This window comes from Bradyrhizobium sp. WCU1 (assembly GCF_053474805.1).
In genome coordinates this window covers 1942946-1967987 of the sequence record NZ_CM130280.1, presented here as the reverse complement: position 1 = coordinate 1967987, position 25042 = coordinate 1942946, and the positions used below count along the sequence as shown (strand labels likewise).

Sequence of the window (25042 nt, the reverse complement as noted above, 5' to 3'; positions counted from 1 at the left end):
ACTTATAGGGAATCGGAATAAGCGATGGACTACAGGCAGCTTCGCTACTTCATCGCGGTGGCCGAGGAGCTCAGCTTCAGCCGCGCCGCCAAGCGGCTGCATGTCAGCCAGCCGCCGCTCAGCACGCAGATCAAGGCGATGGAGGAGGAACTCGGGACGCAGCTGCTATCACGGACGCGGCGTGCCGTCGCGCTCACCCAGGCCGGCCAGCTGCTGCTGGAGCACGCGCGCCGCGCCGTCAGCGAGCTCGATCTGGCGTCGGAGACCGTGCGGCGTGCCGCGCGCGGCGAGGCCGGCGCGGTCCGCGTCGGCTTCACGGATTCCGTTCCGATGCTCGACATGTTCGCCGAACTGTTCCGCAGTTTCCGCGCCAGCTATCCGCGGGTGAAGATCGAGCTGCGGCACATGTCGACGGCGAAGCAGCTCCAGGCGCTCGCCGACGCCGAGCTCGATGTCGCGATCATGCGGCCGCCGCTCGATTTCCGCCCGGCGGCCGATCTGCAGGTTCACGTCGTCTGGCGCGATCGGTTGATGGTGTTCCTGCCGATCGATCATCCGCTCGCCGCTGCACCGGGCAAGCTGGCCGTGGCCGATCTTGCCGAGCACGAATTCGTCGGCATGGCCGAAAGCGGCTGCGGCGTCGGCGATCAGGCCGCGATGCTTTGCCGGCGGGCGGGCTTTGCGCCGCGCATCGTGCAGGAGGCGCATGAGCTGCGCACCGTGCTCAGTCTGGTCGCGGCCGGGATCGGGCTTTCGATCCTGCCGTCCTGCTACCAGCAGGCCGGCGTCATGAACGTCGTCGCCAAGACGCTCGATACGCCTGATGCCGAAAGCCGCATGCTGGTGGCGATGCGCTCGAATGCCTCGCTGTTGCCGCGCCGGTTCGTCGAATGCGCATTGCAGGCGGCAACGCGCAGCACGCCGCCGCTGGTCCCCGGGGTCACGGCAGCGAGCCGTTGATCGCGCCGCGCGCAAGACGACCGCGCGTGGTTGAGGCCGCCTGCCTGCCGGCCCGCGCAGCCCCTACTTTCGTAGGCCGTAGTCTCCCGGAACGCAGTCTGGCGCCGCTCTTGCATAGCCGAATGTCAGATGCTGGGGCGCCGATTCGTCGTGCTTCCGCCTGCGACGGCAATGTCGCGGGCGAAGGATTGGTGATGCGCGCCCGCAGCTATTTGACATCTGCGGAGACGACAAGATGCACGTTCTCACACGTGCGGCAGTCCTGCTTGGGGCGGTGTTCTTGACATCGCCGACCCTGGCGCGCGACGACGGCCGCTACGCCAACTCACCATTGAAGCCTTGGTTTGAAAGCCTGCACAGCGGCTACGGGCAGTGCTGCTCGGATGCCGACGGATATGTGGTCGCCGATCCCGATTGGGAGTCGGATCACGGCCATTATCGCGTGCTGATCGACAGTGAGTGGGTTGTGGTGCCGAACGAGGCCGTGATCACCGAGCCGAACAAGATCGGGCGAACCATGGTGTGGAAGCACTATATCGATGGCCATCCACGGGTGCGCTGCTTCATGCCGGGCAGCATGACCTGATGGCGTGCGCGGCGCTTGAGGGAGGAGCGGACCGCGCCTCGCCGCAAAGCGTGGCGTGGTCGAGCGATTCGGTGGGCGGCGGTCCGGCGATCACCTAAAGCGCGGTGAGATTGGGTTGAATCGTCATCGGGCTTTAGCTCCTTGTTTGAGCATGATCTTTTCGGAAAACCGCTTCGCACTTTTCCGGATCATGCTTTAGCCCGGATTCTCCAGGCTGAAGGTCTCGGACTGTTCGTCATAGGCGAACAGCTCGGCATAGCGCCCCCAGGACACGATGGTCTTGAGCGTTTCATCCGCATAGTCTTCGGACATGTAGTCCTCGAGCTCGTTGCGGAAGCGTGCTGCGGGCGCCATGTGCGAGGGCCGCTCGTCGAGGACGCGGCGGATCAACCCGATCACCGGGACGTAGTTGATGAGGTGCTCCGCGAACAGTTTCTTGCGCGTGTCGGTGTCGAGATGCGCAAAGCGCACGCCGGCCTCGGTCAGCACCACGTCGCCTTCGCTGACCTGGGCAAAGCGCAGCAGTTGCAGCGTCTCGCCGAGATGCAGAATTTCATCGGTCTCGAGTTGAAGCTGGCTCGCCAGCACCGGCAGGTCGGCATGTCCGCCATAGGGTGGCCCGGCCAGCGTCTCGATCAGGCCCGACAGCACGTTGGACGAGACATGGTCGAGAACCATGCCGACGCCGGAGCCGGGAATTCCCCCGGGCGTCAGCGCCTTGGGTTCTTCACGTTGCGTCATGCGGGCATAGAGCTGGTCCACCAGCTGGCGGAAGGTCGGATCCAGCCGGTTGCGCGGATGCTTGAGGTCGATCTTGAACTCGGCGGCGACGCGCCCCGGATTCGACGAGAACACCAGGACGCGGTCGCACATCAGCACGGCCTCCTCGATGTTGTGCGTCACCATCAGCACCGACTTGATCGGCAGCCGGCCTTCGATCCAGAGGTCGATCAGGTCGGTGCGCAGCGTCTCGGCGGTCAGCACGTCGAGCGCCGAGAACGGTTCGTCCATCAGCAGCAGGTCGGGATGCACGACCAGCGCCCGCGCAAAGCCGACCCTCTGGCGCATGCCGCCGGACAGTTCCTTCGGGTAGGCGGATTCGAAGCCGTCGAGACCGATCAGGTCGATCGCTGCGAGCGCGCGCTTGCGCCGCTCGGTGGCGTCGACGCCGAGCGCTTCCAGTCCGAGCTCGACGTTCTGCAGCACCGTCAGCCAGGGGAACAGTGCGAACGACTGGAACACCATGGCGACGCCGTTCGGCGGGCCGGCGATCGCCTCGCCCCGGCAGGTCGCAGCCCCCGACGACGGCGCGACCAGCCCTGCGATGATCCGCAGCAAGGTCGACTTGCCCGATCCCGAGCGGCCGAGCAGCCCGACGATCTCGCCGGCATGAATCGTCAGGTCGACATTCTCGAGCACCAGCAATTGCTCGCCGCTTCCCTTCGGGAACGAGCGGCAGACGCTGCGGATGTCGATCAGGGCGGCTTGCTTGGTTTGGTCGAGCATCAGGATCCCTCTCGATCAGCCGAGGCGAAGGCGGCGCTCGCCGAAGGCGTAGAGCGGTCGCCACAACAGGCGGTTAAACAACGTGACCAGAATGCACATGACGACGATGCCGAGCACGACCCGGGGAAAGTCGCCGGTCTCGGTCGCGTGCGCGATATAGGCGCCGAGACCGGTGGCGACGAGATGGGTGTTGCCCCAGCTCGCGACCTCCGCGACGATCGAGGCGTTCCAGGATCCGCCCGACGCGGTGATCGCGCCGGTGACGTAATAGGGGAAGATGCCGGGCAGCACGACCTTGACCCACCATCGCCATCCTCCGAGATGAAGGCTGTTGGCGGCCTCGCGCAGGTCGGTCGGGAAGGCGGCGGCGCCCGCGATCACATTGAACAGGATGTACCACTGGGTGCCCAGGATCATCAGCGGGCTGAGCCAGACATTGGGGTCGAGGTGAAAGCGGACGATCAGCACGACGAACACCGGAAAGGCGAGGTTGGCCGGAAACGCGGCGAGGAATTGCGCGAGCGGCTGGATCCGCTCCGCAAGCTTCGGCCGCAGGCCGATCCAGACGCCGACCGGCACCCAGATCAGCGAGGCCAGCGCGATCAGCACGATGACGCGCAGCAGCGTGACGAGCCCGTATCCGACCGCATCGAAGACGTCGGACAGGCCGAGCGAGGCGGAGAGGTATTGGTAAGCCAGCCAGGCGGCGTAGGCCGCCGCGGCAACGATCAGCGTAATCCAGATGGCGTCAATGAGGCGCGAAGGTTGGCCGGGTTTGCCGCCGGAGCGCAGCGCCACCGGCCAGCCGATGCGCATGGTGGAGATCGCCTTGTTGGCCATTCCCAATGGATAGGTCAGGGCGCGCAGCGCGCGCGTTCGCCGGAACAGATCGAGCATCCACGACGTCGGAGCTTCGCCGGAGGCGGTCTGCTCGAAGCGGAATTTGTCGGCCCAGGCCACGATGGGACGAAACAGCAGCTGGTCATAGGCGATGATGACGATCAGCATCGTGATGAGTGCATAGCCGATCGCAGGCAGGTTCTTCTGCTCGATCGCGGTGGCGACATAGGAGCCAACGCCGGGGAGGGTCACGGTCGTGTTGCCGACGGTGATCGCCTCCGACGCCACGACGAAGAACCAGCCGCCGGACATCGACATCATCGCGTTCCAGATCAGGCCGGGCATCGCAAAGGGAACGTCCAGTCGCCAGAACCGCTGCCAGCCCGAGAGGTGGAAGCTCGCGGTCGCCTCGTCGAGGTCCTTCGGCACGTTGCGCAGTGACTGATACATGCTGAACGTCATGTTCCAGGCCTGGCTCGTGAAGATCGCGAACACGCAGGCGAACTCCGCGCCCAGCACGCGGCCGGGAAACAGGTTCATGAAGAACACCACCGTGAAGGTGAGAAAACCGAGGATCGGCACCGACTGCAGGATGTCGAGCATCGGGATCAGCACCATCTCGGCGCGCCGGCTCTTGGCTGCGACGGTGGCGTAGATGAACGTAAACACCGTCGAGCAGACGATCGCCAGCAGCATCCGCATCGTGGTTCGGAGCGCATAGTAAGGCAGGTTGGCCGGATCGAGCGACACCGGCGTCCGCTCGAGCTCGGACAGCGGCACGGTGGTCTGCTCGCCGCCGTAGACGACGAGCACCATCGCGCCGACCAGCAGCAACAGCGCCGCCAGGTCCCAGAAATTGGGCCGCAGGGAGACAGGTCCCCATACGGCTGAGCGAACGTCCCGAAACGTCATAAAGCCACCTTCAGGGGGAGCAGAACCCGGCTGATTGCGGCCCGACGGCATCGGAACCGGCCCCCAAGGTCGGCTTATAGGCAGGATTCACGACAATAGGGTAGTCGGGAGATGGGCGCATGACGCCCTTTCGGAGGATATCGGAACCTGGTGTGGCTTATGAGATCGGGCGGTTGGCCGTACGTCCGCCGCAGAGCCGTCGTCCCCTGGTTCAGGACCCTGGCTGCGTCAGGAACCGGGTGACCGCGCCGCCCAGCGTGGCGTGGTCGAGCGGCTCGGAGAGCGATGCCTTGGCGATTTCGACCACACGGTCGGGCGCCAGGCCGCGGCGCAGGTCGCACAGCGCATCGGCGTAATCGGCGGTGAATTCCGGATGCGGCTGCACCGACAGCGTCGTGCCGTTGGCATAGAGCAGTCCGGCATGCGGCGTGAACTCGGACGACATGATGGTGCGTGCGGAGGGGGGCGGGGTGATCACCTGGTCCTGGTGCGAGCAGGCGGCGGCGATCGCCTCGCCCTGGAGCAGCCCATTGTCGGGCGTCAGCCGGTAGACGTGGCGGCCGATGCCCCAGCCCTTCTCCGATTTGCGCACCGTGCCGCCGAGCGCCTGCGCGATCAGCTGATGACCGAAGCAGACGCCGACCATCGGAACATGCCTGTCGTGGGCCGCGCGCACGAAGGCTTCCAGCGGCGCGATCCAGGCGACATCGTCATAGACGCCGGCTGCCGATCCCGTGATCAGGATCGCATCCAGCGTGGCCGGATCGGGCAGCGCCTCGCCCGTGGCGACGCTCACGACGTTGCAGGCAACAGACGGATCGGCCGCGGCCACCATCCGCTGGAACATCTGCGGATAGCTGCCGTGACGCTCGCAGAACTGCGGGCTGACGAGCCCGGTTTCGATGATGGTGATGCGGGACATGAAATGCGCTGATGGAAGAGCGGGGATGATCCAGCCTTTAATCCGAAAGCGCTTGCGGTCACAAGCCGCCTGCGGCGCCGGCCGATCAATTCCGCGACGGCGCCGCCGTGTCGATCGTCGCGGTGTGCTGCGCTGCCGGCGTGGTGTTCGCGGCCGCAGGTGCCGTGCTGATGATGACGGGTTCGGTGCGGTAGCGCGGCAATTGATCTTCGAGCGAATAACCGACGCAGAGCGCGAGGCTCGACCACACCGCCATGCTGAAATACAGCGACATCCAGGCGATTTCCTCGCGCCATTCGGCGATGTCATGGGTCACGACCCAGCGCCGGCTGACGTCGCGCAGGCCGTCGAGCGGGTGCAGCAGGCTGCCGCCGGCGGCGAGGTTGATGCGCCAGCGGTTGAGGTACATCGGGACGTCGATGGTCATCAGGAAGGCGAGGAAGGCGGCAATGCCGACGATCGCGACGATGAAAGCCCAGCGCACCGGACCATGGAACTCGGGCAGCAGCCGGCACAGCGCGATCCCGACCAGGAAGAACACCACGGCCCAGATCGAGTTCTCGATTGCGTTGCAGAGATAATGCGTGGTCAGCACCGCATACCAGGAGAAGCATTCCGCGATCACGATCAGCGGCACGATGGTCCAGGCGATATTCACGGTGGTCTCGGCGCCGGTCATGGTGCCGAGCTGATGCAGGATGATCGCCCATTGCGCGGCGAAGCAGACCTCGGCGACGGTGGCGACGGTGCGGCCCACCATGACGCTCGACAGCCAGTGGTCGAACAGGCAGATGCGCTGCACGTCGGCGCGCGGCAGCACCGAACGGAAGGCGCAGCCGAACACATAGGCCGCGCACAGCAGCATCATCAGGCCGATGCCGGAGGTGTTGCTGAAGCTGCCGTTCGACTGCTCATGGAACTGGCGGTACAGCGCGAACCAGATCGCGATGTTGGCGGCGCTGACGAAGCTTAGGAAGCCCCACCACCGGACCACTGGATTCGACCAAGCCAGCGTAACCGGCCGTGCCTGCCGCTCCATGCTCATTCACCGCTCCGCCTGTAACCGAATTGATATTGAACTGTAGTAATTCTGTCATAGAAGGTCGCGAATCACGACTAAAAAATGCGTGTGGCGCGGGCCGGGCGGCTACGGATTGTGACAGTGTTTGTGACAGCGCGGCGTTTGTGACAGTGAGCGGCGGCCCGGCGTTTGTGACAACGCGCAGCCCGCCAAACCCCTCTCCCGTCATTCCGGGGCGCGCGGAACGCGAGCCCGGAATGACGGTGGAGAGAACGGGCTGCCCCGCCTTCGCGATCGTGATCGAATGTGACACCCGCGCCGGTAGGCAGGCCCCGCGCCATCATCTATTGAACGGCTTCCTTTTTCTGGCCGAACCCGCGCGGGCTGGCTTCAAGCGAAGGCGCCTCGTGACGACGGACATGACGGCCAGCTACGACCCGCTGTTGCGCAGGATCCATTGGGCGACGGCGGTGCTGTTCATCGCGGCGATGTTGATCGGGCTGTATTGCGGGCTGCAGCCGGCGGGGACCTCGCCACGGCGCCAGCTGCTCGAGGTACACAAATCGCTCGGCGTCACCCTGTTCTTCCTGGCGATCCTGCGGCTGATCGTGCGCGCTGCGACCACGGCGCCGCCGGAGCCGAGATCGTTCTCGCCGCTGGTGAAGATCGCGGCACGGCTCAATCACTGGGCGCTCTACGCCATCCTGTTCGTGATGCCGGTGACCGGCTACATGTTCTCGTCGGCCGGCGGCTACTCGCTGCGCTATTTCTGGACCTTCAGCTGGCCGCGCCTGTTCGCCGATAACAAGGCGGTCGCAGAGGCCGGCGAGCTGGCGCACGGCGCGCTCGCCTATGTCGTCTACGCCGTGGTCGCACTGCATATCGCCGCGACGCTCTGGCATGTCGTCGTGAAAAAGGACGAGACGCTGGCGCGGATGTGGCCGCGCACGAGCCGCAATGCGTCCTGACGTCTGGTTTCCGGATTATCCGCGCAGCGCAGTCTCCGGAATGGTGCGGCGAACCACCTCGCGCATCGCGAAGCTGGAATGGATGCGGGCGACACCCGGCATCCGCGACAGATGCTGCTTGTGGATGCGCTCGAAGTCGGCGATGTCGCGGGCGATGACCTGCAGATGATAATCGTCGCTGCCCGACATCAGATGGCAGGACACGACGTCGGGGCAGCGCGCGATCGCGGCCTCGAAAGCTGCGAGATAGTCCTCGCTCTGCTTCTCCAGCGTGATGGTGACGACGACGGTCGTGACGAGGCCAAGCGCTGATGCCTCGAGGTCGACGCGGTAGCCGCGGATCACGCCGATCTCCTCCAGATGACGAATCCGCCGCGCGCAGGCGGTCGGCGACAGCCCGACCTTCTCGGCAAGCTCGATCTGGCTGGCGCGGGCATCACTGACCAGCTCGGCGAGGATTCTGAGATCGATACGATCGAGACCGTCCACGCAGTTTTCCTTCATCCGCTGAGCTTGCCACGAAGGATATGGGCGTATCTGGCTGTGGGCAAGCCGGAATTCGCTGAGAAACGCCGTGCGGCGGGGCATAGCCTCGTGGTTGGCGGAAACCAATTTTGCAAGGAGCGGACCATGCGTGTCGGCGTGCCCAAGGAAATCAAGGTCGAGGAGTATCGGGTCGGGCTGACGCCGGCCTCGGTGCGGGAATATGTGGCGCACGGCCACGAGGTCGTGGTGCAGCGCGGCGCCGGCGACGGCATCGGTGCCGGCGATGACGCCTATACCCAAGCCGGTGCGCGGATTGCCGACACCGCCGAAGAGGTGTTCTCCGTCGCCGAGATGATCGTCAAGGTGAAGGAGCCGCAGCCGTCCGAATGGATCAGGCTGCGCGAGGGACAGATCCTGTTCACCTATCTGCATCTTGCGCCCGACGTGCCGCAGACCGCGGGGTTGATCGCCTCCGGCTGCACGGCGGTCGCCTATGAGACCGTCACCGATGCGCATGGCGGGCTGCCGCTGCTGGCGCCGATGAGCGAGGTCGCCGGCCGGCTGGCGATCGAGGCCGCGGGCGCCGCGTTGCGCAAATCCGCCGACGGCATGGGCAAGCTGCTCGGCGGCGTACCGGGCGTGCCGCCGGCGCGCGTTGCGATCATCGGCGGCGGTGTGGTCGGCACCCATGCGGCGCGGATGGCCGCAGGTCTCGGCAGCGACGTCACCATTCTCGACCGCTCATTGCCGCGCCTGCGTGCGCTCGACGACCTCTTCCTCGGGCGCATCCGCACCCGTTACGCCACGCTGGAAGCGATCGAGCAGGAGGTTTTCGCCGCTGACGTTGTGATCGGTGCCGTGCTGGTGCCGGGCGCCAGCGCACCGAAGCTGGTGTCGCGCGCGCAGCTCGCAGGCATGAAGCGCCGCGCGGTGCTGGTCGACGTCGCGATCGACCAGGGCGGCTGCTTCGAGACCTCGAAGCCGACCACCCACCAGGCGCCGACCTATCTGGTCGACGAGATCGTGCATTATTGCGTGGCCAACATGCCGGGCGCGGTGCCGGTGACCTCGAGCCATGCGCTCAACCACGCCACCTTGCCGTTCGGCCTGGCGCTGGCCTCGAAGGGACTGCGCGCGCTGGTCGAGGATCCGCATTTGCGCGCCGGCCTCAACGTCGATCGCGGTCGCATCACCAACCGCGCCGTCGCCGAGAGCCAGCATCTCGCGGCCGTGATGCCGGAGGAAGCGCTGGCGTCGTAACGTTTGCGAGCCTTCGCAGCTTTTCCCATTGTCGTCCCGGCGAAAGCCGGGACCCATACTCTGCGGCGGATGTTTTACGGGAATTCGTCGACACGGCCGAGCAAGACAATAGGCGCTCGTGGTTATGGGTCCCGGCTTTCGCCGGGACGACATCGAATGCGTTGTGCAGTCGCGGAGTCATCCGCACGACGCGCCGAGCGTCCGAGATGTCATTTCTCGACGAACCTTGATCCGGCGTTTTCCGTCAGTTTCTTCAGCCGGCTCTGCATCACTTCAATGATGTGCTCGCGCTTTGCCGCGATCCGTTCGATGGGGCCGCCGATGCCGATAGCCAGCGGCGCGCGTCGCTTTGGTAGCGGAACAAGCATGCCTATGGTGTTTGCGCCCGGCGTCGTGCGGCCGCCTGACTCGGAAAAGCCGCGGCGGCGAATGCGCTCGATTTCTTCGAGAAACGCCGTTTCGCGAACACGCGCCGACGGACTCGGCTCATCGGCATTGTTGCGACGGATGATGCCGCGAATCCTGGTGTTTGGCATTTGGCTCAGCAGCACGTGTCCAAGCGCGGTACGAACCATCGGTCGTATTTGACCAGCATGTGTAATGAACTGAAGCTGATAGCCGCTCGGCACAACGTGTAGATACCGCATCCCGGCGGCGCCCGTCTGTTGTCCAAGCAGGATGGTTTCGCCCCCAGTCGCGCTCCAGAGTTCCTCCATCAGATCGGTCAGCTTTGTGTCACGGAACGGAGAACGACGGATCCAATCACCGAGCAGACCGACGCGGTAGCTAGGGATGAAACGCCGGGTCTTTCGATCGTATTCAAGGTAGTTCAATTCAACGAGACTGCTAAGCAACACCGACGTGCTCGATTGTGGCATCTCCAGCGCGGAAGCTATTTCGGTTACGGAAGCAGCCCGCTTCGTTTCCCGAAAGAACTCCAGAACTGCAAACGTGCGCATTGCAGATTTGACAATGGCCGTCTTGTTCGCGCTCGGCATGGTTGTCTCCGCGGCGCGGCAATGACCGCGCCTCCATCACATATGTGATGTTAGGCCAAAATGGCTTCACTTGACGACAAGTTTGGCACAGATTGGCGCCAATGAGATCAAGCCGCATGGAAACGCAGAGAGCAGGGGAAGGCGAATGCCCGGCCGAAGTTTGCTCGAGAAGATCTGGGACCAGCATGTCATCGCCCGTTTGAGCGAGGACACCGATCTCCTTCATATCGATCGCCATCTGCTGCACGATCTCGGCGGCTCGCGCGGACTGCTCGATCTCAAGAGCCGGGGCCTCAAGGTTCACAATCCGGAGCTGACGTTCGCGACGCCCGATCACGCGCTGTCGACGGCGCCCGGTCGCGCCGGGACCAGCAAGATCGGCATGGAATTGCTGGCGGCGCTGCGGGCTGAGACCGCGGCAAGCGGTATCAGGTTGTTCGATGTCGATGAGCCCGGCCAGGGCATCGTCCATGTCATCGGGCCCGAACTCGGCTTGAGCCTGCCGGGCGCGACGATCGTCTGCGGCGACAGCCATACCTGCACCCATGGCGGCTTGGGGGCACTCGCCTTCGGCATCGGGTCGAGCGAGCTCACCCATGTGCTGGCGACGCAGGCGCTGATCCAGAAGCGTCCGAAGACGCTGCGTGCGCGCTTCGAAGGCAAGCTGCCGCTCGGCGTCACCGCCAAGGACATGATCCTGGCGCTGATCGGGCAGATCGGCGCCGCCGGCGGCACCGGCTATGCGGTCGAATATGCGGGGAGCGCGATCCGCGCGCTGCCGATCGAGGGGAGGCTCACGATCTGCAACCTCTCGATCGAGCTCGGCGCCAAGATGGGCATGGTGGCGCCCGACGAGACAACCTTCGAATTCCTGCGCGGCCGTCCCTACGCGCCGCAAGGCGAGATGTGGGATCTCGCGGTGAAAGCGTGGCGCGAGCTGCCGAGCGATCCCGATGCGGTGTTCGACCGCGAGGTCATGATCGACGTCGAGAAGATCATTCCGCAGGTCACCTGGGGCATCAGCCCCGAGCATGTCGTCGGCGTCGACGGCGTCATTCCCGATCCGAAGGCGGTCGACGATCCCTTGCGGCGCGCCGCGATCGAGACCGCGCTGGAGTATATGGGCCTGCAAGGTGGTGCGCCGATCGCCGGGACGCCGGTCGACTGGGTGTTCATCGGCTCCTGCACCAACAGCCGCTTGAGCGATCTGCGTGCTGCGGCCGAGGTCGCACGCGGCCGCAAGGTCGCCGCCGGGGTCCGCGCCTGGGTGGTGCCAGGCTCGGAGAACGTCAAGCGCGAGGCGGTCGCCGAAGGGCTCGACAAGATCTTCATCGAAGCCGGCTTCGAGTGGCGCGAGCCGGGCTGCTCGATGTGCCTGGCCGCCAACGGCGAGGTGGTGGCGCCCGGGCAGCGCTCGGTCTCGACCTCGAACCGCAACTTCGTCGGCCGGCAGGGGCCGCGGGCGCGGACGCATCTGGCGAGCCCGGCGAGTGCGGCGGCCTCCGCCATCGCCGGTGCGATCGCCGATGTCAGGATGATGGGGCGCTGATCATGCCGAAACCGTTCGACAGGCTCACCGCAACGGCTGCGCCGATCATGCGCAGCAATATCGATACCGACGTGATCATCCGCATCGAGCGCCTGGTCGGCAATTCGATTCGCGGCACGCTCGGCAAATGGGCGTTCGGCTCGCTGCGCTACCTCCCTGATGGCTCCGAGAATCCCGATTTCATCCTCAACCGCGAGCCGTACCGGGAGGCGGAGATCCTGGTGACCGGGCCGAATTTCGGCTGCGGCTCGTCGCGCGAAGGCGCGGTGTGGTCGCTGCAGGAGCGCGGCATCCGCGCCATCATTGGCTCGAGCTTCGGCGACATCTTCTTCGCCAACTGCTTCCAGAACGGAATTCTGCCGGTCATCGTCGACAAGGTGGTGGTCGATCAGCTCGCCGCCGACATCGAGGCGACGCAGGGTGCGGGCAAGGTCTCGATCGACCTGGAGGCGCAGACCATCGTCTCGCCATCCGGCACCCGGCATGCCTTCGAGATCGACCCGCGCCGGCGCGAAGGCCTCTTGAAGGGGCTCGACGAGGTGGCGCTGACATTGCAGCGCGACGCCGAGGTCCACGCCTTTCAGGCGTCCGATCGCGCGGCGCGGCCCTGGATTCATTCGACAAGGACACCCGCATGAGCACGCAATCCAACATGGTCAAGATCGCCGTCGTCGGCGGCGAAGGCATCGGCCCCGAGGTCACCGCGCAGTCGCGCCGCGTGCTCGACTGGTTCGCGTCCAAGCGTGGCGCGCCGATGACGCTGCGCGAGGCGCAATATGGCCTGATCCCGTATCTCGCAACCGGCAAGGTGTTGCCTGAGGACACCGCGGAAGCGATGGACGAGGCCGACGCGATCCTGTGGGGCGCGACCGGCGGTCCCGAGACCACCGAAGTGCCCGCGGCGGCGCGCAAGGCCGGCAGTCTTCTGGGATTGCGCAGCAAATACGATCTCTACGCGAACTTGAGGCCGATCATGGCGAGCCCGGCACTCGCGGCGTCGGCGCCGCTGAAGCCCGAGGTGCTCGACGGCGTCGACTTCGTCATCATCCGCGAATTGACCAGCGGCATCTATTTCGGCGAGCCGCGCGGCATCGAGACCTTGCCGGACGGCCAGCGCCGCGGCTTCAACACCGAGCAATACACCACCAACCAGATCCGGCGCGTGGCGCGTTCGGCATTCGAGCTGGCACGGACGAGGCGCAACAAGGTCTGCTCGGTCGACAAGGCCAATGTGCTGGAGACCAGCGTGGTGTGGCGCGAGGAGGTGATCAGGCTGCACAAGGAGGAGTTCTCCGACGTCGAGCTGACCCATCTCTATGTCGACAACGCCGCGATGCAGATCGTGCGCGAGCCGCGGCAGTTCGACGTCATGGTCACCGGCAACATCTTCGGCGACATCCTGTCCGATTGCGCGGCGATGGCCTCAGGCTCGCTCGGCATGCTGCCGTCGGCCTCGCTCGGCCCGGTCGATCGCTTCGGCCGCCGCAAGGCGCTGTACGAGCCGGTGCATGGCAGCGCGCCCGATATCGCGGGCAAGGGTATCGCCAATCCGCTCGGCTCGATTCTCAGCGTCGCGATGCTGCTGCGGCTGACGCTGAATCGCCCCGAGGATGCAGACCTGCTGGAGCGGGCGGTACAGACCGCGCTTGCCTCCGGTGCACGAACGGCCGACATTGCGGAAGCGGGTGCGAAGAGGCTGTCGACCGCCCAAATGGGCGATGCGGTGCTCAGCGCGCTCGACATGATCTCGGCCAAGGAGCACGCGTGATGCCTGATGTCGCCATGCCCCACATTTCGCGGCGTTCGGCCCTGACGGTGATCGCCGCCGGCGGTGCGACGCTGGCGAGCGGACGGGCATGGGCACAGGCGACCCCGGGCCGCGCGATCTATCCGGTCGCGGTGCCGGTCTATCAGACCCAGTTCGTCGCGGACCGTATCGGCTACTTCAAGGAGGCCGGGCTCGACTGCAAGCTGGTGCAGGGCGGCAGCGGCGTGAAGACCCGCGAGATCATCGCCTCGTCGCAGGGCGATATCGGCATCGGCGACGTCACCCACCCGATGCAGCTGACCAATCACGGCCGCGCCGCGCGGGTGCTGCTGCCGGTCGACACCCGGTCGAGCTCGGTGATGTTCATCCTGCGCAAGGATCTGAAAGAGCAGGGCATCAACTCGCTGGAGGCCTTCGCACAATGGAAGCGGCCCGATGGCCGCAAGCCGATCGTCTCGGTCTCCTCGCTCGGCGGCACCAACCATGTCTGGGCGTCCTACTACATGGAAACCATGGGGCTCGACGACAAGGTGACCTGGATCGGCACCGGCAATGTCGACACCATGCTGGGCTCGCTGAAATCGAAGCAGGTCGATATCCTCGTCAGCTCGCTGTCGCTGCTGAACGAGGCGCAGCAGCAGGGCTGGGGCGAACTGCTGTTCGACGGGACCGATGAAGCGATCTGGAACAAGCATATCGGCGGCAAGGTGCCCGTCACGGCGCATTTCACCTTGCAGGCGACCATCGACAAGGACCCTGCCAAGATGCAGGCCTTCGTGACCGCGTTGTGGCGCGCGTCGCAATGGATCAAGACGCACAAGCCGACCGAGATCTACGACGCCATCGAGCCCTATGTCGGCAGCACCTCGCGTGAGGCCAATCTGCTGGAGATCACGGCGATCCAGAAGGTCGCGGACTATGAAGGGTCGATCGACGCCGCGAGTTTTGCGCGCGGCGAGAAGGTCTGGTTCCGCGAGATGACCGGCATCAAGCCGCTCAAGATCGCCGACGTCGTCAACTCGAACCTCATCGACGCGGCACGAAAGGCCTATCCGGGTTGAGCGCGCTGGAGACAAGCGCAACCCTATCGCCGCGCGCCTCGGCCGAGCGCCGCGTCGAAGTCAAGGGCCTGAGCAAGTCGTTCCAGTTCGCGAAGACCACGATCGAGGCCGTGCGCGATGTATCTTTCGATGTGCGCCGCGGCGAGTTCGTGGCGCTGCTTGGACCGTCGGGCTCCGGCAAGAGCACCGTGCTCAACATGATCGCCTCGCTGATCCGCCCAACCGGCGGCGAGATCCTGATCGATGGCAAGCGCGTCGTTCCCGGCAAAGCGACACCTGATGTCGGCTACGTCTTCCAGCGCGATACGCTGTTTCCGTGGCGGACCGTCGGCGACAATATCGGCTACGGGCTGGAGCTGTCGGGCGTGCCGGCTCAGGAACGGAAGGAGCGCATCGCCGAATGCGTTGCGCAGGCCGGGCTCAAGGGATTTGAGAATGCCTATCCGTCGGCGCTGTCGGGCGGCATGCGGCAGCGCGCGGCGCTGATGCGCACCCTGATCGTCGAGCCGCAGATCCTGTTGATGGACGAGCCGTTCGGCGCGCTCGACACCCACACCAAGATCGACATGCACGAGGTGCTGCTGCGGATCTGGGAGCGCGAGCAGCAGACCGTGCTGTTCGTGACCCACGATCTCGGCGAGGCGCTGACCCTCGCTGACCGCATCATCCTGTTCTCGGCGCGGCCAGGCCGGATCAAGGACATGTTTACGGTCGATTTCGATCGCCCGCGCGATGCGGTGAAGGTGCGCGAGACACCGCATTATGCCGAGCTGTTCCAGCATATCTGGCACTCGCTCGGCGAGGAATTCGTCAAGGGCCGCAGCGCATGAAGAGGTATGGCACGCTCGGCACGATCGGCTGGCAGGTCCTGATCTGCGCCATCGTGCTGTCGGTCTGGCAATGGGGCTACGACCTGCGCGCAAAGCTGCCTTGGCTCGTGCCCGATTTGCTCGATCCGTATTTCATCTCGAAGCCGTCGATGATCTTCGACAACTTCCTGATCCAGAGCTGCCTGACCTCGAAGCTCGGCGTCTTCAACGGCTGGTTCAACGGCGAGTTCGGAAAATGCCTGGCGCGCAACGAGAACAATCTCTGGGCGGCGACGGCGATCACGCTGAAGAACACCTTCTTCGGCTTCGTCACCGGCGTGGTCTCTGGCTTCGTCGCCGGGCTGATCCTCGGGCGGTCGGATCGTCTGAGCGCGATCTTCCAGCCGTTCATCACCGCAGTGAATTCGATCCCGCGGATCGCGCTGGCGCCGATCATCGTGCTGGCGTTCGGGATCGGCGACATGTCGAAGATCGTGACGTCGTGGATCGTCGTCGTGTTCCTGGTGTTCTTCAACACCTTCGAGGGCGCGCGCTCGATCGACGAGGGCTTCACCAATGCCGCGCGGCTGCTCGGCGCCAGCGAGTGGCAGATCACCCGCACCGTGGTGATCCCCTCGACGATGGCCTGGGTGTTCGCCTCGCTGACGCCTGCGATCTCGTTTGCGCTGATCGGCGTGATCGTCGGCGAATTCATCGGCGCCGAGCGCGGCATCGGGCGCCTCATCATCGAGTCCGAGGCGCGCGGGGAAGCGTCGGGCATGATGGTCGCAGTGGTGGTGCTGATGCTGGTCGGCGTCGTGCTCTCGGCGATGATCTGGCGGCTGCAGGCCTATTTGCTGCGCTGGCAGCGGCAGCGCAGCACCGAATAGACGAGGGCCGTGGTGGCGTCGTTCCAGCCGCCACGGCCCGCAGGCTCATGCCGCGGTTTCCGACGGCGAGGTCTCGCCGTCGAGCCAATCCTGCTCCTTCGCCAGCGCGCGCCAGGCTGCTTCCATTCGCTTGAAGCGGTTGTAGGTCGGCGCGTCGTCGGCGCGCTCGGCAAGCTGCGCGCAGTTCTCCGCATTGTCGAGGAAGTGCTGCGATTGCTTCATGGAACGTCCTCCTGTTGCCGAGGACGTGGGACATCAAATCGGGCTATTCAACGTGTGGAACATGAGCATTTCGCCATACAGGTGAATGCCTGTTCAGCGAGTTCCGTGTACGGGGCAGCGCCTCGCGCGAACCCGGAATCCATTCATCCACCAGTTTTGCGGCCCGATGGATTCCGGGCTCGGCGCTGACGCATCGCCCCGGAATGACGAAGTGGGTTAGGTCACCGGCGCCGGGTTGAACAACGTCAGATCGTTGTGGATGCCCCAGCGGTCCGACCATGGCTTGGTGCGTCCGCTCGCGACGTCGAGGATCAGGCGGAACAGGTCCCAGCCGGTTTCCTCGATGGTCTTCTCGCCGGTCGCGATGCAGCCGGCGTCGAAATCGATCAGGTCCTTCCAGCGCCGCGCCAGCTCGCTGCGGGTCGCGACCTTGATGACCGGGGCGGCGGCAAGGCCATAGGGCGTGCCGCGGCCGGTGGTGAACACCTGCAAGGTCATGCCGGAGGCGAGCTGCAGGGTGCCGCAGATGAAGTCGCTGGCGGGCGTCGCTGCGAACAACATGCCCTTCTGCCGCGCCTTCTCGCCGGGCGACAACACACCCGCAATCGGGCCGGAGCCCGACTTGACGATCGAGCCCAGCGATTTCTCGACGATGTTGGCAAGTCCGCCCTTCTTGTTGCCCGGCGTGGTGTTGGCGCTGCGATCGGCGCCGCCGCGGGCAAGATAGGCGTCGTACCAGGCCATCTCGCGGATCAGCGCATGGCCGACATCCTCGTTGACGGCGCGGCGGGTCAGCAGCTGGATCGCGTCGCGCACCTCGGTGACTTCCGAGAACATCACGGTCGCGCCTGATCGCACCAGCAGGTCGGCGGCGAAGCCGACCGCGGGGTTCGCAGTGACGCCGGAGAACGCATCGCTGCCGCCGCATTGCAGGCCGATCACGAGATCGGCGGCGGGACAGGTCTCGCGCTTGCGGGCATTCAGCACCTTAAGCCGAGCCTCGGCCTGGGTCATGATGGCATCGACGATCGCGCCGAAGCCGTCGAAGGCTTCGTCCTGCATCCGCACGATGGCATCACTGACGCCCTCCGGCACCAGCCGTTCCGGCGCAAGTTTCTCGCAGCCGAGGCCGACGACGAGGATCTCGCCGCCGAAATTCGGATTGAGCGCGAGGTTTTGCAGGGTTCGGATCGGCACCACGGCATCGGGCGCCGTGATCGCGACGCCGCAGCCATAGGCATGGGTCAGCGGCACGACGTCGTCGACGTTTGGGTATTTCGGCAGCAGCTCGGCGCGGATGCGCTTCACCGCATATTCCATCGTGCCCTTGACGCATTGCACTGACGAGGAGATGCCGAGGATGTTCTTCGTTCCCACCGAGCCGTCGGGATTGCGAAAGCCCTCGAACGTAAAGCCTTCGAGCGGCGGCAGCGCCGGCGGCACCGCGGTTGATATCTCGAGCTGATCGAGCGGCGGCGCGTCGGGCATCCGAATGCGCGCCTCGTCGACCCATTCGCCGGCCAGGATCGGCGACAGCGCATGGCCGATCACTTCGCCATACCGGATGATCGGCGCGCCCTCGGCGATGTCTGTGAGCGCCGTCTTATGCCCCTGCGGCACGAAGGCGCGCAAGGTCAGGCCGCAGGCGAAGCGGGAGCCTTTGGGTAGGCCGAAATCATTCACGACGATCGCGACATTGTCGCGGGCGTTGAGCTTGATGAAGCGGGGCTGCTCCTGCGCGCCGATCGACTGGTCCATGATGCACGTTCCTCAAAAGCAATGTGTTGGCTGATGTTCTAGGCGGCGCCGCGCATTCCCACCTCTCCCCAGCTGGGAGAGGTCGCGCCGAAGGCGCGGGTGAGGGGCGCAGGTCCCACGAGAGAGCGCAACCCCTCACCCGGAACGCATCTGGCGATGCGTTCCGACCTCTCCCACAAGGGGAGAGGTGGCACTTTCGTTGCGGCGACGGATGCAACTTCATCTTCAACCCGGGAACGTGTAAGCCGTCTTCACCGTGGTGTAGAACTCACGGGCGTAGGAGCCCTGTTCGCGCGCGCCGTAGCTCGAGCCTTTGCGGCCGCCGAACGGCACGTGATAGTCGACGCCGGCGGTCGGCAGATTGACCATCACCATGCCGGCCTCGCTGTTGCGCTTGTAATGCGAGGCGTATTTCAGGCTCGTGGTGCAGATACCGGAGGCGAGGCCGAACTCGGTGTCGTTGGAGATCGCCAGCGCTTCCTCATAGTCCTTGGCGCGGATCACGCAGGCGACCGGGCCGAATATCTCCTCACGGGCGATGCGCATCTGGTTGGTTGCGCCCGTGAACAGCGCCGGCTGCAGATAGAAGCCGGGCGTCTCGCGGTTCAGGAGTTCGCCGCCCCAATGCAGCCGGGCGCCTTCGTCCTGACCGATCTTGATGTAGCGGAGGTCCTGATCGAGCTGGCTCTGGTCGACCACCGGGCCGACATGCACGCCGCTCTTCAGCGCGTCGTCGACCGAGAGACCCTTCATGCGCTCGGTCATCGCCTCGACGAAGCGGTCATGAATGCCTGCGGTGACGATCAGGCGCGAGGAGGCCGTGCAGCGCTGGCCGGTCGAGAAATAGGCGCCGTTGACGGCGACCTCGACCGCGACCTTGACGTCGGCATCGTCGAGCACGACCAGCGGGTTCTTGCCGCCCATCTCGAGCTGGAATTTCTTCATCGGATTGGACAGCACGCAGGCCTGCGCGATCTTGCGGCCGGTCTGCACCGAGCCGGTGAAGGAGATCGCGGCGACGTCGGGATGATCCAGGAGCGTCTGGCCGACCACCGAGCCCGAGCCGACCACGAGGTTGAAGACCCCGGCCGGAATGCCGGAACGCGCGATGATCTCGGACAGCGCATGCGCTGAGCCCGGGACGAGTTCGGCCGGCTTGAACACCACCGCGTTGCCGTAGCACAGCGCGGGGGCGATCTTCCAGGCCGGGATCGCGATCGGGAAATTCCACGGTGTGATCATGCCGGCGACGCCGACCGGCTCGCGGGTGATCTCGACATCGAGACCCGGACGCACCGATGCGCCCTTCTCGCCCATCAGCCGCAGCGCCTCACCGGCGAAGAATGCGAAGATCTGCCCGGCACGCGCCACCTCGCCGATGCCTTCGGGTAGCGTCTTGCCTTCCTCGCGCGCCAGCAGGCGGCCGAGCTCTTCCTTGCGGGCGAGGATTTCGACGGAGATTTTGGTCAGCGCGTCGAAGCGCTCCTGCGGCGTCGAGCGCGCCCAGGCCGGGAAGGCGGCCTTCGCCGCGGCGATCGCCTTTTCGGTCTGTGCCTTGTCGGCCTTGGCGTATTCGCCGACCACGTCCTTGGTGTTGGAGGGATTGATGTCCCGCGTGATGCTGGTTCCGTCGACCCATTCGCCGGCGATGAAGTTCTTCTGGTGAGCGGTCATGTTTCTCTCCAACCTTTTGTTGTTAGCGCACGAGGCAAGGACGCTTGTCGTCGAAGGTCCAGCCCGGGATCAGGAATTGCATGGCCAGCGCGTCGTCACGGGCACCGAGACCATACTGCCTGTATAGCGCGTTGGCCGCCTCGATGGCACCGCGATCGAGCTCGATGCCGAGGCCCGGCCGATCCGGGATCGCGATCTTGCCGTCCCTGATCTGCAGCGGTTCCTTGGTCAACGCCTGGCCGTCCTGCCAGATCCAGTGGGTGTCGATCGCCGTCACCTTGCCGGGCGCGGCGGCGCCGACATGGGTGAACATCGCCAGCGAAATGTCGAAATGGTTGTTGGAGTGCGAACCCCAGGTCAGGCCGTTGTCGCGGCAGGTCTGCGCCACCCGCACCGAACCCTGCATGGTCCAGAAATGCGGATCGGCGAGCGGAATATCGACCGCCCCTAACCGCAGTGCATGCGAGAGCTGGCGCCAGTCGGTCGCGATCATGTTGGTGGCGGTCGGCAGCCCGGTGGCGCGGCGGAACTCGGCCATGATCTCGCGGCCGGAGAAGCCGGCCTCGGCGCCGCAGGGGTCCTCGGCATAGGCGAGCACGCCATGCATGTTGCTGCACAGCCGGATCGCTTCATCCAGCGACCAGGCGCCGTTCGGGTCGAGCGTGACGCGCGCCTTGGGAAAGCGTTTTGCAATCGCGGTGACGGCTTCGATCTCCTGCTCGCCCGCGAGCACGCCGCCCTTGAGCTTGAAATCGGCGAAGCCGTAATGCGCCTGCGTCGCCTCGGCGAGGCGCACGATCGCCTCCGGCGTCATCGCTACCTGATGGCGCAGGTTGAACCAGTCCGCCTTGCCGGTCTCGCCGTCGACGTAGGGCAGGCTGGTCTTCCGCCGGTCGCCGACGAAGAAGAGATAACCGAGCGTCTCGACGCTGGCACGCTGCTGGCCTTCGCCGAGCAATGCGGCGACCGGGAGATTGAGATGCTGGCCGAGCAGATCGAGCAGCGCGCACTCCACCGCGGTCACCGCATGGATGGTGACGCGGAGGTCAAAGGTCTGCTTGCCGCGGCCGCCGGCGTCGCGGTCGGCGAAGGTCTGGCGCATCGAGGCCAGGATGTTGTTGCAGGCGCCGATGGTCTGGCCGACGACCAGGTCGCGGGCATCTTCCAGCGTCTTGCGGATCTTCTCACCGCCCGGCACCTCGCCGACACCGGTGTGGCCGGAATTGTCGGTGAGGATGACGAGGTTGCGGGTGAAGAACGGCGCGTGCGCGCCGCTCAGATTGAGGAGCATGCCGTCGCGGCCGGCGACCGGGATCACTTCCATCGCCGTGACGACGGGGGCGCCGGCAAAGCCGCTGCGGATCGAGTCTTGAATCATCTGCTCCTCCCTTCGTTGTTCGTCGTTCGGCTTATTCCGCGGCCTGCCGGCTCGTCGCCTGCGGCAGCTTCGCCACCAGTGCCGCGAGCTCGGCAATCTCCTGTTCGGTGAGATCGGTCAGCGGCGGCCGCACCGGACCGGAATTGCGGCCGATCACCTTCATGCCGGCCTTGATGATCGACACCGCATAGCCCTTCTTGCGGTTGCGTATCGCGATCAGCGGCAGGATGAAATCCTTCAGGCCTGCATGGATGGTCTGATGATCGCGCCGGCGCACCGCGGCGTAGAATTGGGTGGCGAATTCCGGCACGAAGTTGAACACCGCCGACGAGTACGTCGTCACGCCCATGTCGAGATAGGGCAGTGCGAAGGTCTCCGCGGTCGGCAGGCCGCCGATATAGGTCAGGCGGTCGCCGAGCTTGGTGTAGACACGGGTCATCAGCTCGATGTCGCCGATGCCGTCCTTGTAGCCGACGAGATTCGGGCAGCGCTCGCAGAGGCGCGCCAGCGTATCGGGCTGCAGGACCGCATTGTCACGGTTGTAGACGATGACGCCGATCTTCACCGACGAGCAAATAGCCTCGACATGGGCGGCAAGGCCATCCTGCTCGGCATGCGTGAGATAGGGCGGTAGCAGCAAGAGGCCATCGGCGCCTGCCTTCTCGGCTCCGATGGCGATCTCGCGCGCGATCGCGGTGCCGTAGCCGGTGCCGGCCAGCACGGGAACGCGGCCCTTGGTCTCCTCGACCGCGATCTTCACGACGTGCGGAACTTCGGCCGGGGTCAGCGAGAAGAACTCGCCGGTGCCGCCGGCGGCGAACAGGCCGGCGACGTCATAGCCGCACAGCCAGTCCATGTTGGCGCGATAGGTCGCCTCGTCGAACGAGTAATCCGCGTTGAACGGGGTCACGGGAAAAGACAGGAGTCCGCCGCCGATCTTCGCGGCCATCTCCCGAGGGGTCATCTTGCTCATGGCGCCACTCCTTGATGATGTTGGGAAGGATGCGCGAGCAGCGCGCGTCCATGGCGATGTTTCTAGGAAATGCTTCGATGCGCGTCCAAGCCAAACGCGGTATCGAGCGATACCAACTCTGCATCAATCGCCGCGCAGCTGCGGCGCTGCGATTTCGGTTGCGATCTCGATCAATGACGGCAGCAGCTGGTTCTCGTGATCGCGCCGCCACACCATGAACAACTCGACCGGCACCGGCGCGCGCAGCTTCAGCGGCTTCAGCTTGACGTCCGCGATCTTGAGGCTGGCGGCGGCCTCCGGCACGATGGCGACGCCGAGCCCGGCGCGCACCATCGCGAGGATCGAATGGATCTGGCTGAGGTGCTGGACATAGCGCGGCAGCACGTCGGCGCGGGTGAACATCGACACCAGCAGATCGTGAAAGTAGCGCGCCTCGTAGGGCGAGTACATCACGAACGGCTGGTCGTCGAAATCCTTGATGCTGACGGTCTCGACCGCCGCCAGCGGATGCTTCTTCGGGATCGCGGCGAGCAGCGGTTCGGCGACGACGCGGCGGCTTGCGAATTCCGGCCGTGCGATCGGCGGGCGCAGCAGGCCGGCATCGATCTGGCCGGTGGTCAGCGCCTCGAACTGATCGCCGGAGACCATCTCCTTCAGCGAAAAATCGACTTCAGGCAGGCGGGAGCGGGCGGCTGCAATCAGGTCGGGCAGGAAGCCGTAGGCCGCCGCCGCGGTGAAGCCGATCTTGAGCGAGCCGGTTTTGCCGAGTGCGATGCGGCGGGCGACCTGCGATGCGGATTCCGCGAGCTTCAGGATGCGCCGCGCCTCGGGCAGGAAGCTGCGGCCCGCCGGGGTCAGCCGCACCGAACGGCTGGTGCGTTCCAAGAGCGGCGCGTCGATGATGTGCTCGAGCACCTGGATCTGCCGGCTCAGCGGCGGCTGGGTCATGTTGAGCCGTGCCGCGGCGCGGCCGAAGTGCAATTCTTCGGCCACCGTGACGAAACAGCGGAGCTGGCTCAGGTCGAACATCGATGCTAAACCGGAATGGATCGCGCGGGGATTTGTACGTTCTAGCATCGATGCCTCCCACTGGCCAAGAAGACAAAAAGGCAGACAAAGACGGCGACCGAAGCCGCCTTTGATATGCTGTTGCTGCCTGGGCTCAGGCCGCCTTCAGCTGTACCCGTTTGATCTCGCCGACGATGAAGAGATAGGCGATCGCGGCGACCAGCGCGTTGGCGCCGACGAACACCAATGCGCTGTTGAACGAGCCGGTGGCGGCGAAGATGTAGCCGATGATGATCGGCGTGGTGATCGAGGACAGATTGCCGAAGGTGTTGAACAGTCCGCCGGAGACGCCGCCGGCTTCCTTCGGTGAAGTGTCGGAGACCACGGCCCAGCCGAGCGCGCCGATGCCCTTGCCAAAGAAGGCGAGCGCCATGAACCCGATCACCAGCGCCTGGCTGTCGACGTAGTTGCAGCCGTTGATTACCATCGACAGCAGCATGCCGCCGACGATCGGGATCTTGCGCGCCATGGTCAGCGAGCCGGTACGACGCAGGATGTAGTCCGAGATCACGCCGCCGAGCACGCCGCCGATGAAACCGCACAGCGCCGGCAAGGTCGCGACGAAGCCGGCCTGCAGGATCGAGAGCCCGCGCTCCTTCACCAGGTAGACCGGGAACCAGGTCAGGAAGAAATAGGTCAGCGTGTTGATGCAGTACTGGCCGATATAGACGCCGAGCATCATGCGGTTGGCGAGCAACTGGCGGATGTGGTCCCAGCCGGGGCCGCTGTCCTGCGTCTTGCCAGCCTTCGCCGCATCCATGTCGACCAGCGCGCCGCCCTGCTTGATGTAGTCGAACTCGGCCTCGTTGATCCCGGGATGGTCCTTCGGCTCGTAGATCGTCTTGATCCAGGCGATGCCCATGACGATGCCGAGCCCACCCATCACGTAGAACACGTGGCGCCAGCCATGCTCATGGGCGATCCAGCCCATCAGCGGCGCGAAGATCACGGTCGCGAAATACTGTCCGGAATTGAAGAAGGCCGACGCCGTGCCGCGCTCATTGCCTGGGAACCAGGAGGCGACGATGCGGGCATTGGCCGGAAACGACGGCGCCTCGGCGATGCCGACCAGGAAGCGCAACCCGAACAGCAGCACCACGGCCGCGCCGGCGGAGAGGAACCCGACCAGGCCCTGCATCGCGGTGAAGATCGACCAGACGATGATGCTGATCGCATAGACCCATTTGGAGCCGTAGCGATCGAGCAGCCAGCCGCACGGCACCTGGGCGATCACATAGGACCAGCCGAAGGCAGAAAACACGTAACCCATCGCGACGGGGTCGAGATGCAGTTCCTTGGAGAGGGCGGTGCCGGCGATCGAGAGCGTGGCGCGATCGGCATAGTTCACGGTGGTGACGAGAAACAGCATCGTCACGATCAACAGCCGGACACGGGATCGCCGCGCATCCGTGGCGGACACAATTGCGCTCATT

23 protein-coding genes are annotated in these 25042 nt (G+C 65.3%); 10 read left to right on the top strand and 13 right to left on the bottom strand.

What is annotated here, in order from left to right; translation table 11 throughout:
• The first annotated feature begins 24 nt into the window (after positions 1 to 24).
• Positions 25 to 960, top strand: coding sequence for a LysR substrate-binding domain-containing protein (locus tag ACTUWL_RS08945; protein WP_021075883.1), 936 nt, complete (start codon positions 25 to 27; stop codon positions 958 to 960).
• Positions 961 to 1195: 235 nt separating this feature from the next.
• The gene (locus ACTUWL_RS08940) at positions 1196 to 1546 is read left to right on the top strand and encodes a hypothetical protein (RefSeq protein ID WP_021075884.1); all 351 of its coding nucleotides are present in this window, start codon (positions 1196 to 1198) and stop codon (positions 1544 to 1546) included.
• 195 nt (positions 1547 to 1741) lie between these two features.
• Here the strand turns inward: ACTUWL_RS08940 and ACTUWL_RS08935 are convergent, their stop codons facing one another.
• The 4 genes from ACTUWL_RS08935 to ACTUWL_RS08920 all read right to left on the bottom strand — a co-directional run bounded on the left by ACTUWL_RS08935 (position 1742) and on the right by ACTUWL_RS08920 (position 6765).
• Positions 1742 to 3052 carry an ABC transporter ATP-binding protein gene (locus ACTUWL_RS08935; RefSeq protein WP_021075885.1) on the bottom strand — a complete coding sequence of 437 codons (1311 nt, stop codon included), beginning with the start codon at positions 3050 to 3052 and terminating at the stop codon, positions 1742 to 1744.
• A 15-nt stretch (positions 3053 to 3067) separates the two neighbouring features.
• Positions 3068 to 4804 (bottom strand): ABC transporter permease, encoded by a 1737-nt coding sequence (locus tag ACTUWL_RS08930; RefSeq protein ID WP_021075886.1) that lies wholly within the window; start codon positions 4802 to 4804, stop codon positions 3068 to 3070.
• A 211-nt stretch (positions 4805 to 5015) separates the two neighbouring features.
• Positions 5016 to 5726: a type 1 glutamine amidotransferase gene (locus ACTUWL_RS08925; protein ID WP_021075887.1), complete on the bottom strand. Its 711-nt coding sequence runs from the start codon at positions 5724 to 5726 to the stop codon at positions 5016 to 5018.
• An 85-nt stretch (positions 5727 to 5811) separates the two neighbouring features.
• On the bottom strand, positions 5812 to 6765 hold the full coding sequence (locus ACTUWL_RS08920) for a hypothetical protein (RefSeq protein ID WP_291730132.1): 954 nt from the start codon (positions 6763 to 6765) through the stop codon (positions 5812 to 5814).
• A gap of 401 nt (positions 6766 to 7166) precedes the next feature.
• On the opposite strand from ACTUWL_RS08920, the gene ACTUWL_RS08915 reads away from it, so the two are divergent.
• On the top strand, positions 7167 to 7715 hold the full coding sequence (locus tag ACTUWL_RS08915; protein WP_035649507.1) for a cytochrome b: 549 nt from the start codon (positions 7167 to 7169) through the stop codon (positions 7713 to 7715).
• 15 nt (positions 7716 to 7730) lie between these two features.
• Here the strand turns inward: ACTUWL_RS08915 and ACTUWL_RS08910 are convergent, their stop codons facing one another.
• On the bottom strand, positions 7731 to 8219 hold the full coding sequence (locus ACTUWL_RS08910; RefSeq protein WP_035649339.1) for an Lrp/AsnC family transcriptional regulator: 489 nt from the start codon (positions 8217 to 8219) through the stop codon (positions 7731 to 7733).
• A gap of 126 nt (positions 8220 to 8345) precedes the next feature.
• Here ACTUWL_RS08910 and ald point away from each other — a divergent pair, with 126 nt between their 5' ends.
• On the top strand, positions 8346 to 9461 hold the full coding sequence (gene ald / locus ACTUWL_RS08905; RefSeq protein WP_021075891.1) for an alanine dehydrogenase: 1116 nt from the start codon (positions 8346 to 8348) through the stop codon (positions 9459 to 9461).
• A gap of 209 nt (positions 9462 to 9670) precedes the next feature.
• Here ald and ACTUWL_RS08900 read toward each other — a convergent pair whose 3' ends face one another.
• Positions 9671 to 10459, bottom strand: a complete 789-nt coding sequence (locus ACTUWL_RS08900) for an IclR family transcriptional regulator (RefSeq protein WP_021075892.1) — start codon at positions 10457 to 10459, stop codon at positions 9671 to 9673.
• A 145-nt stretch (positions 10460 to 10604) separates the two neighbouring features.
• On the opposite strand from ACTUWL_RS08900, the gene leuC reads away from it, so the two are divergent.
• Genes leuC through ACTUWL_RS08870 form a run of 6 tightly spaced genes read left to right on the top strand, consistent with a single transcriptional unit; the run spans position 10605 to position 16536 of the window.
• Positions 10605 to 12008 (top strand): 3-isopropylmalate dehydratase large subunit, encoded by a 1404-nt coding sequence (leuC, locus tag ACTUWL_RS08895; protein ID WP_021075893.1) that lies wholly within the window; start codon positions 10605 to 10607, stop codon positions 12006 to 12008.
• 2 nt (positions 12009 to 12010) lie between these two features.
• Positions 12011 to 12646, top strand: coding sequence for a 3-isopropylmalate dehydratase small subunit (gene leuD, locus ACTUWL_RS08890; RefSeq protein WP_021075894.1), 636 nt, complete (start codon positions 12011 to 12013; stop codon positions 12644 to 12646).
• Positions 12643 to 13776 (top strand): 3-isopropylmalate dehydrogenase, encoded by a 1134-nt coding sequence (leuB, locus tag ACTUWL_RS08885; RefSeq protein ID WP_021075895.1) that lies wholly within the window; start codon positions 12643 to 12645, stop codon positions 13774 to 13776. Before leuD ends, leuB begins: the two co-directional genes overlap by 4 nt.
• Positions 13776 to 14837 carry an ABC transporter substrate-binding protein gene (locus ACTUWL_RS08880; RefSeq protein ID WP_021075896.1) on the top strand — a complete coding sequence of 354 codons (1062 nt, stop codon included), beginning with the start codon at positions 13776 to 13778 and terminating at the stop codon, positions 14835 to 14837. Before leuB ends, ACTUWL_RS08880 begins: the two co-directional genes overlap by 1 nt.
• Complete coding sequence (locus tag ACTUWL_RS08875) at positions 14834 to 15667, top strand: ABC transporter ATP-binding protein (RefSeq protein ID WP_021075897.1); 834 nt, start codon at positions 14834 to 14836, stop codon at positions 15665 to 15667. The genes ACTUWL_RS08880 and ACTUWL_RS08875 overlap by 4 nt, the downstream gene beginning before the upstream one ends.
• Positions 15664 to 16536 carry an ABC transporter permease gene (locus ACTUWL_RS08870; RefSeq protein WP_021075898.1) on the top strand — a complete coding sequence of 291 codons (873 nt, stop codon included), beginning with the start codon at positions 15664 to 15666 and terminating at the stop codon, positions 16534 to 16536. Before ACTUWL_RS08875 ends, ACTUWL_RS08870 begins: the two co-directional genes overlap by 4 nt.
• Positions 16537 to 16581: 45 nt before the next feature.
• On the opposite strand, the gene ACTUWL_RS08865 is transcribed toward ACTUWL_RS08870, so the two are convergent.
• From ACTUWL_RS08865 to ACTUWL_RS08835, 7 genes are all read right to left on the bottom strand, one after another.
• Positions 16582 to 16758 carry a hypothetical protein gene (locus ACTUWL_RS08865; RefSeq protein WP_021075899.1) on the bottom strand — a complete coding sequence of 59 codons (177 nt, stop codon included), beginning with the start codon at positions 16756 to 16758 and terminating at the stop codon, positions 16582 to 16584.
• Positions 16759 to 16974: 216 nt separating this feature from the next.
• Complete coding sequence (gene garD, locus ACTUWL_RS08860; RefSeq protein WP_021075900.1) at positions 16975 to 18516, bottom strand: galactarate dehydratase; 1542 nt, start codon at positions 18514 to 18516, stop codon at positions 16975 to 16977.
• A 225-nt stretch (positions 18517 to 18741) separates the two neighbouring features.
• Entirely contained in the window at positions 18742 to 20190 is a 1449-nt protein-coding gene (locus tag ACTUWL_RS08855) for an aldehyde dehydrogenase family protein (RefSeq protein ID WP_021075901.1), read from the bottom strand.
• A gap of 22 nt (positions 20191 to 20212) precedes the next feature.
• Entirely contained in the window at positions 20213 to 21568 is a 1356-nt protein-coding gene (gene gudD, locus ACTUWL_RS08850; protein WP_021075902.1) for a glucarate dehydratase, read from the bottom strand.
• 31 nt (positions 21569 to 21599) lie between these two features.
• The gene (gene kdgD, locus ACTUWL_RS08845) at positions 21600 to 22541 is read right to left on the bottom strand and encodes a 5-dehydro-4-deoxyglucarate dehydratase (protein WP_021075903.1); all 942 of its coding nucleotides are present in this window, start codon (positions 22539 to 22541) and stop codon (positions 21600 to 21602) included.
• Positions 22542 to 22664: 123 nt separating this feature from the next.
• Complete coding sequence (locus tag ACTUWL_RS08840) at positions 22665 to 23570, bottom strand: LysR substrate-binding domain-containing protein (RefSeq protein WP_035649342.1); 906 nt, start codon at positions 23568 to 23570, stop codon at positions 22665 to 22667.
• Between the two features lie 133 nt (positions 23571 to 23703).
• Positions 23704 to 25041, bottom strand: coding sequence for an MFS transporter (locus ACTUWL_RS08835; protein ID WP_021075905.1), 1338 nt, complete (start codon positions 25039 to 25041; stop codon positions 23704 to 23706).
• Between the last annotated feature and the right edge of the window lies 1 nt (position 25042).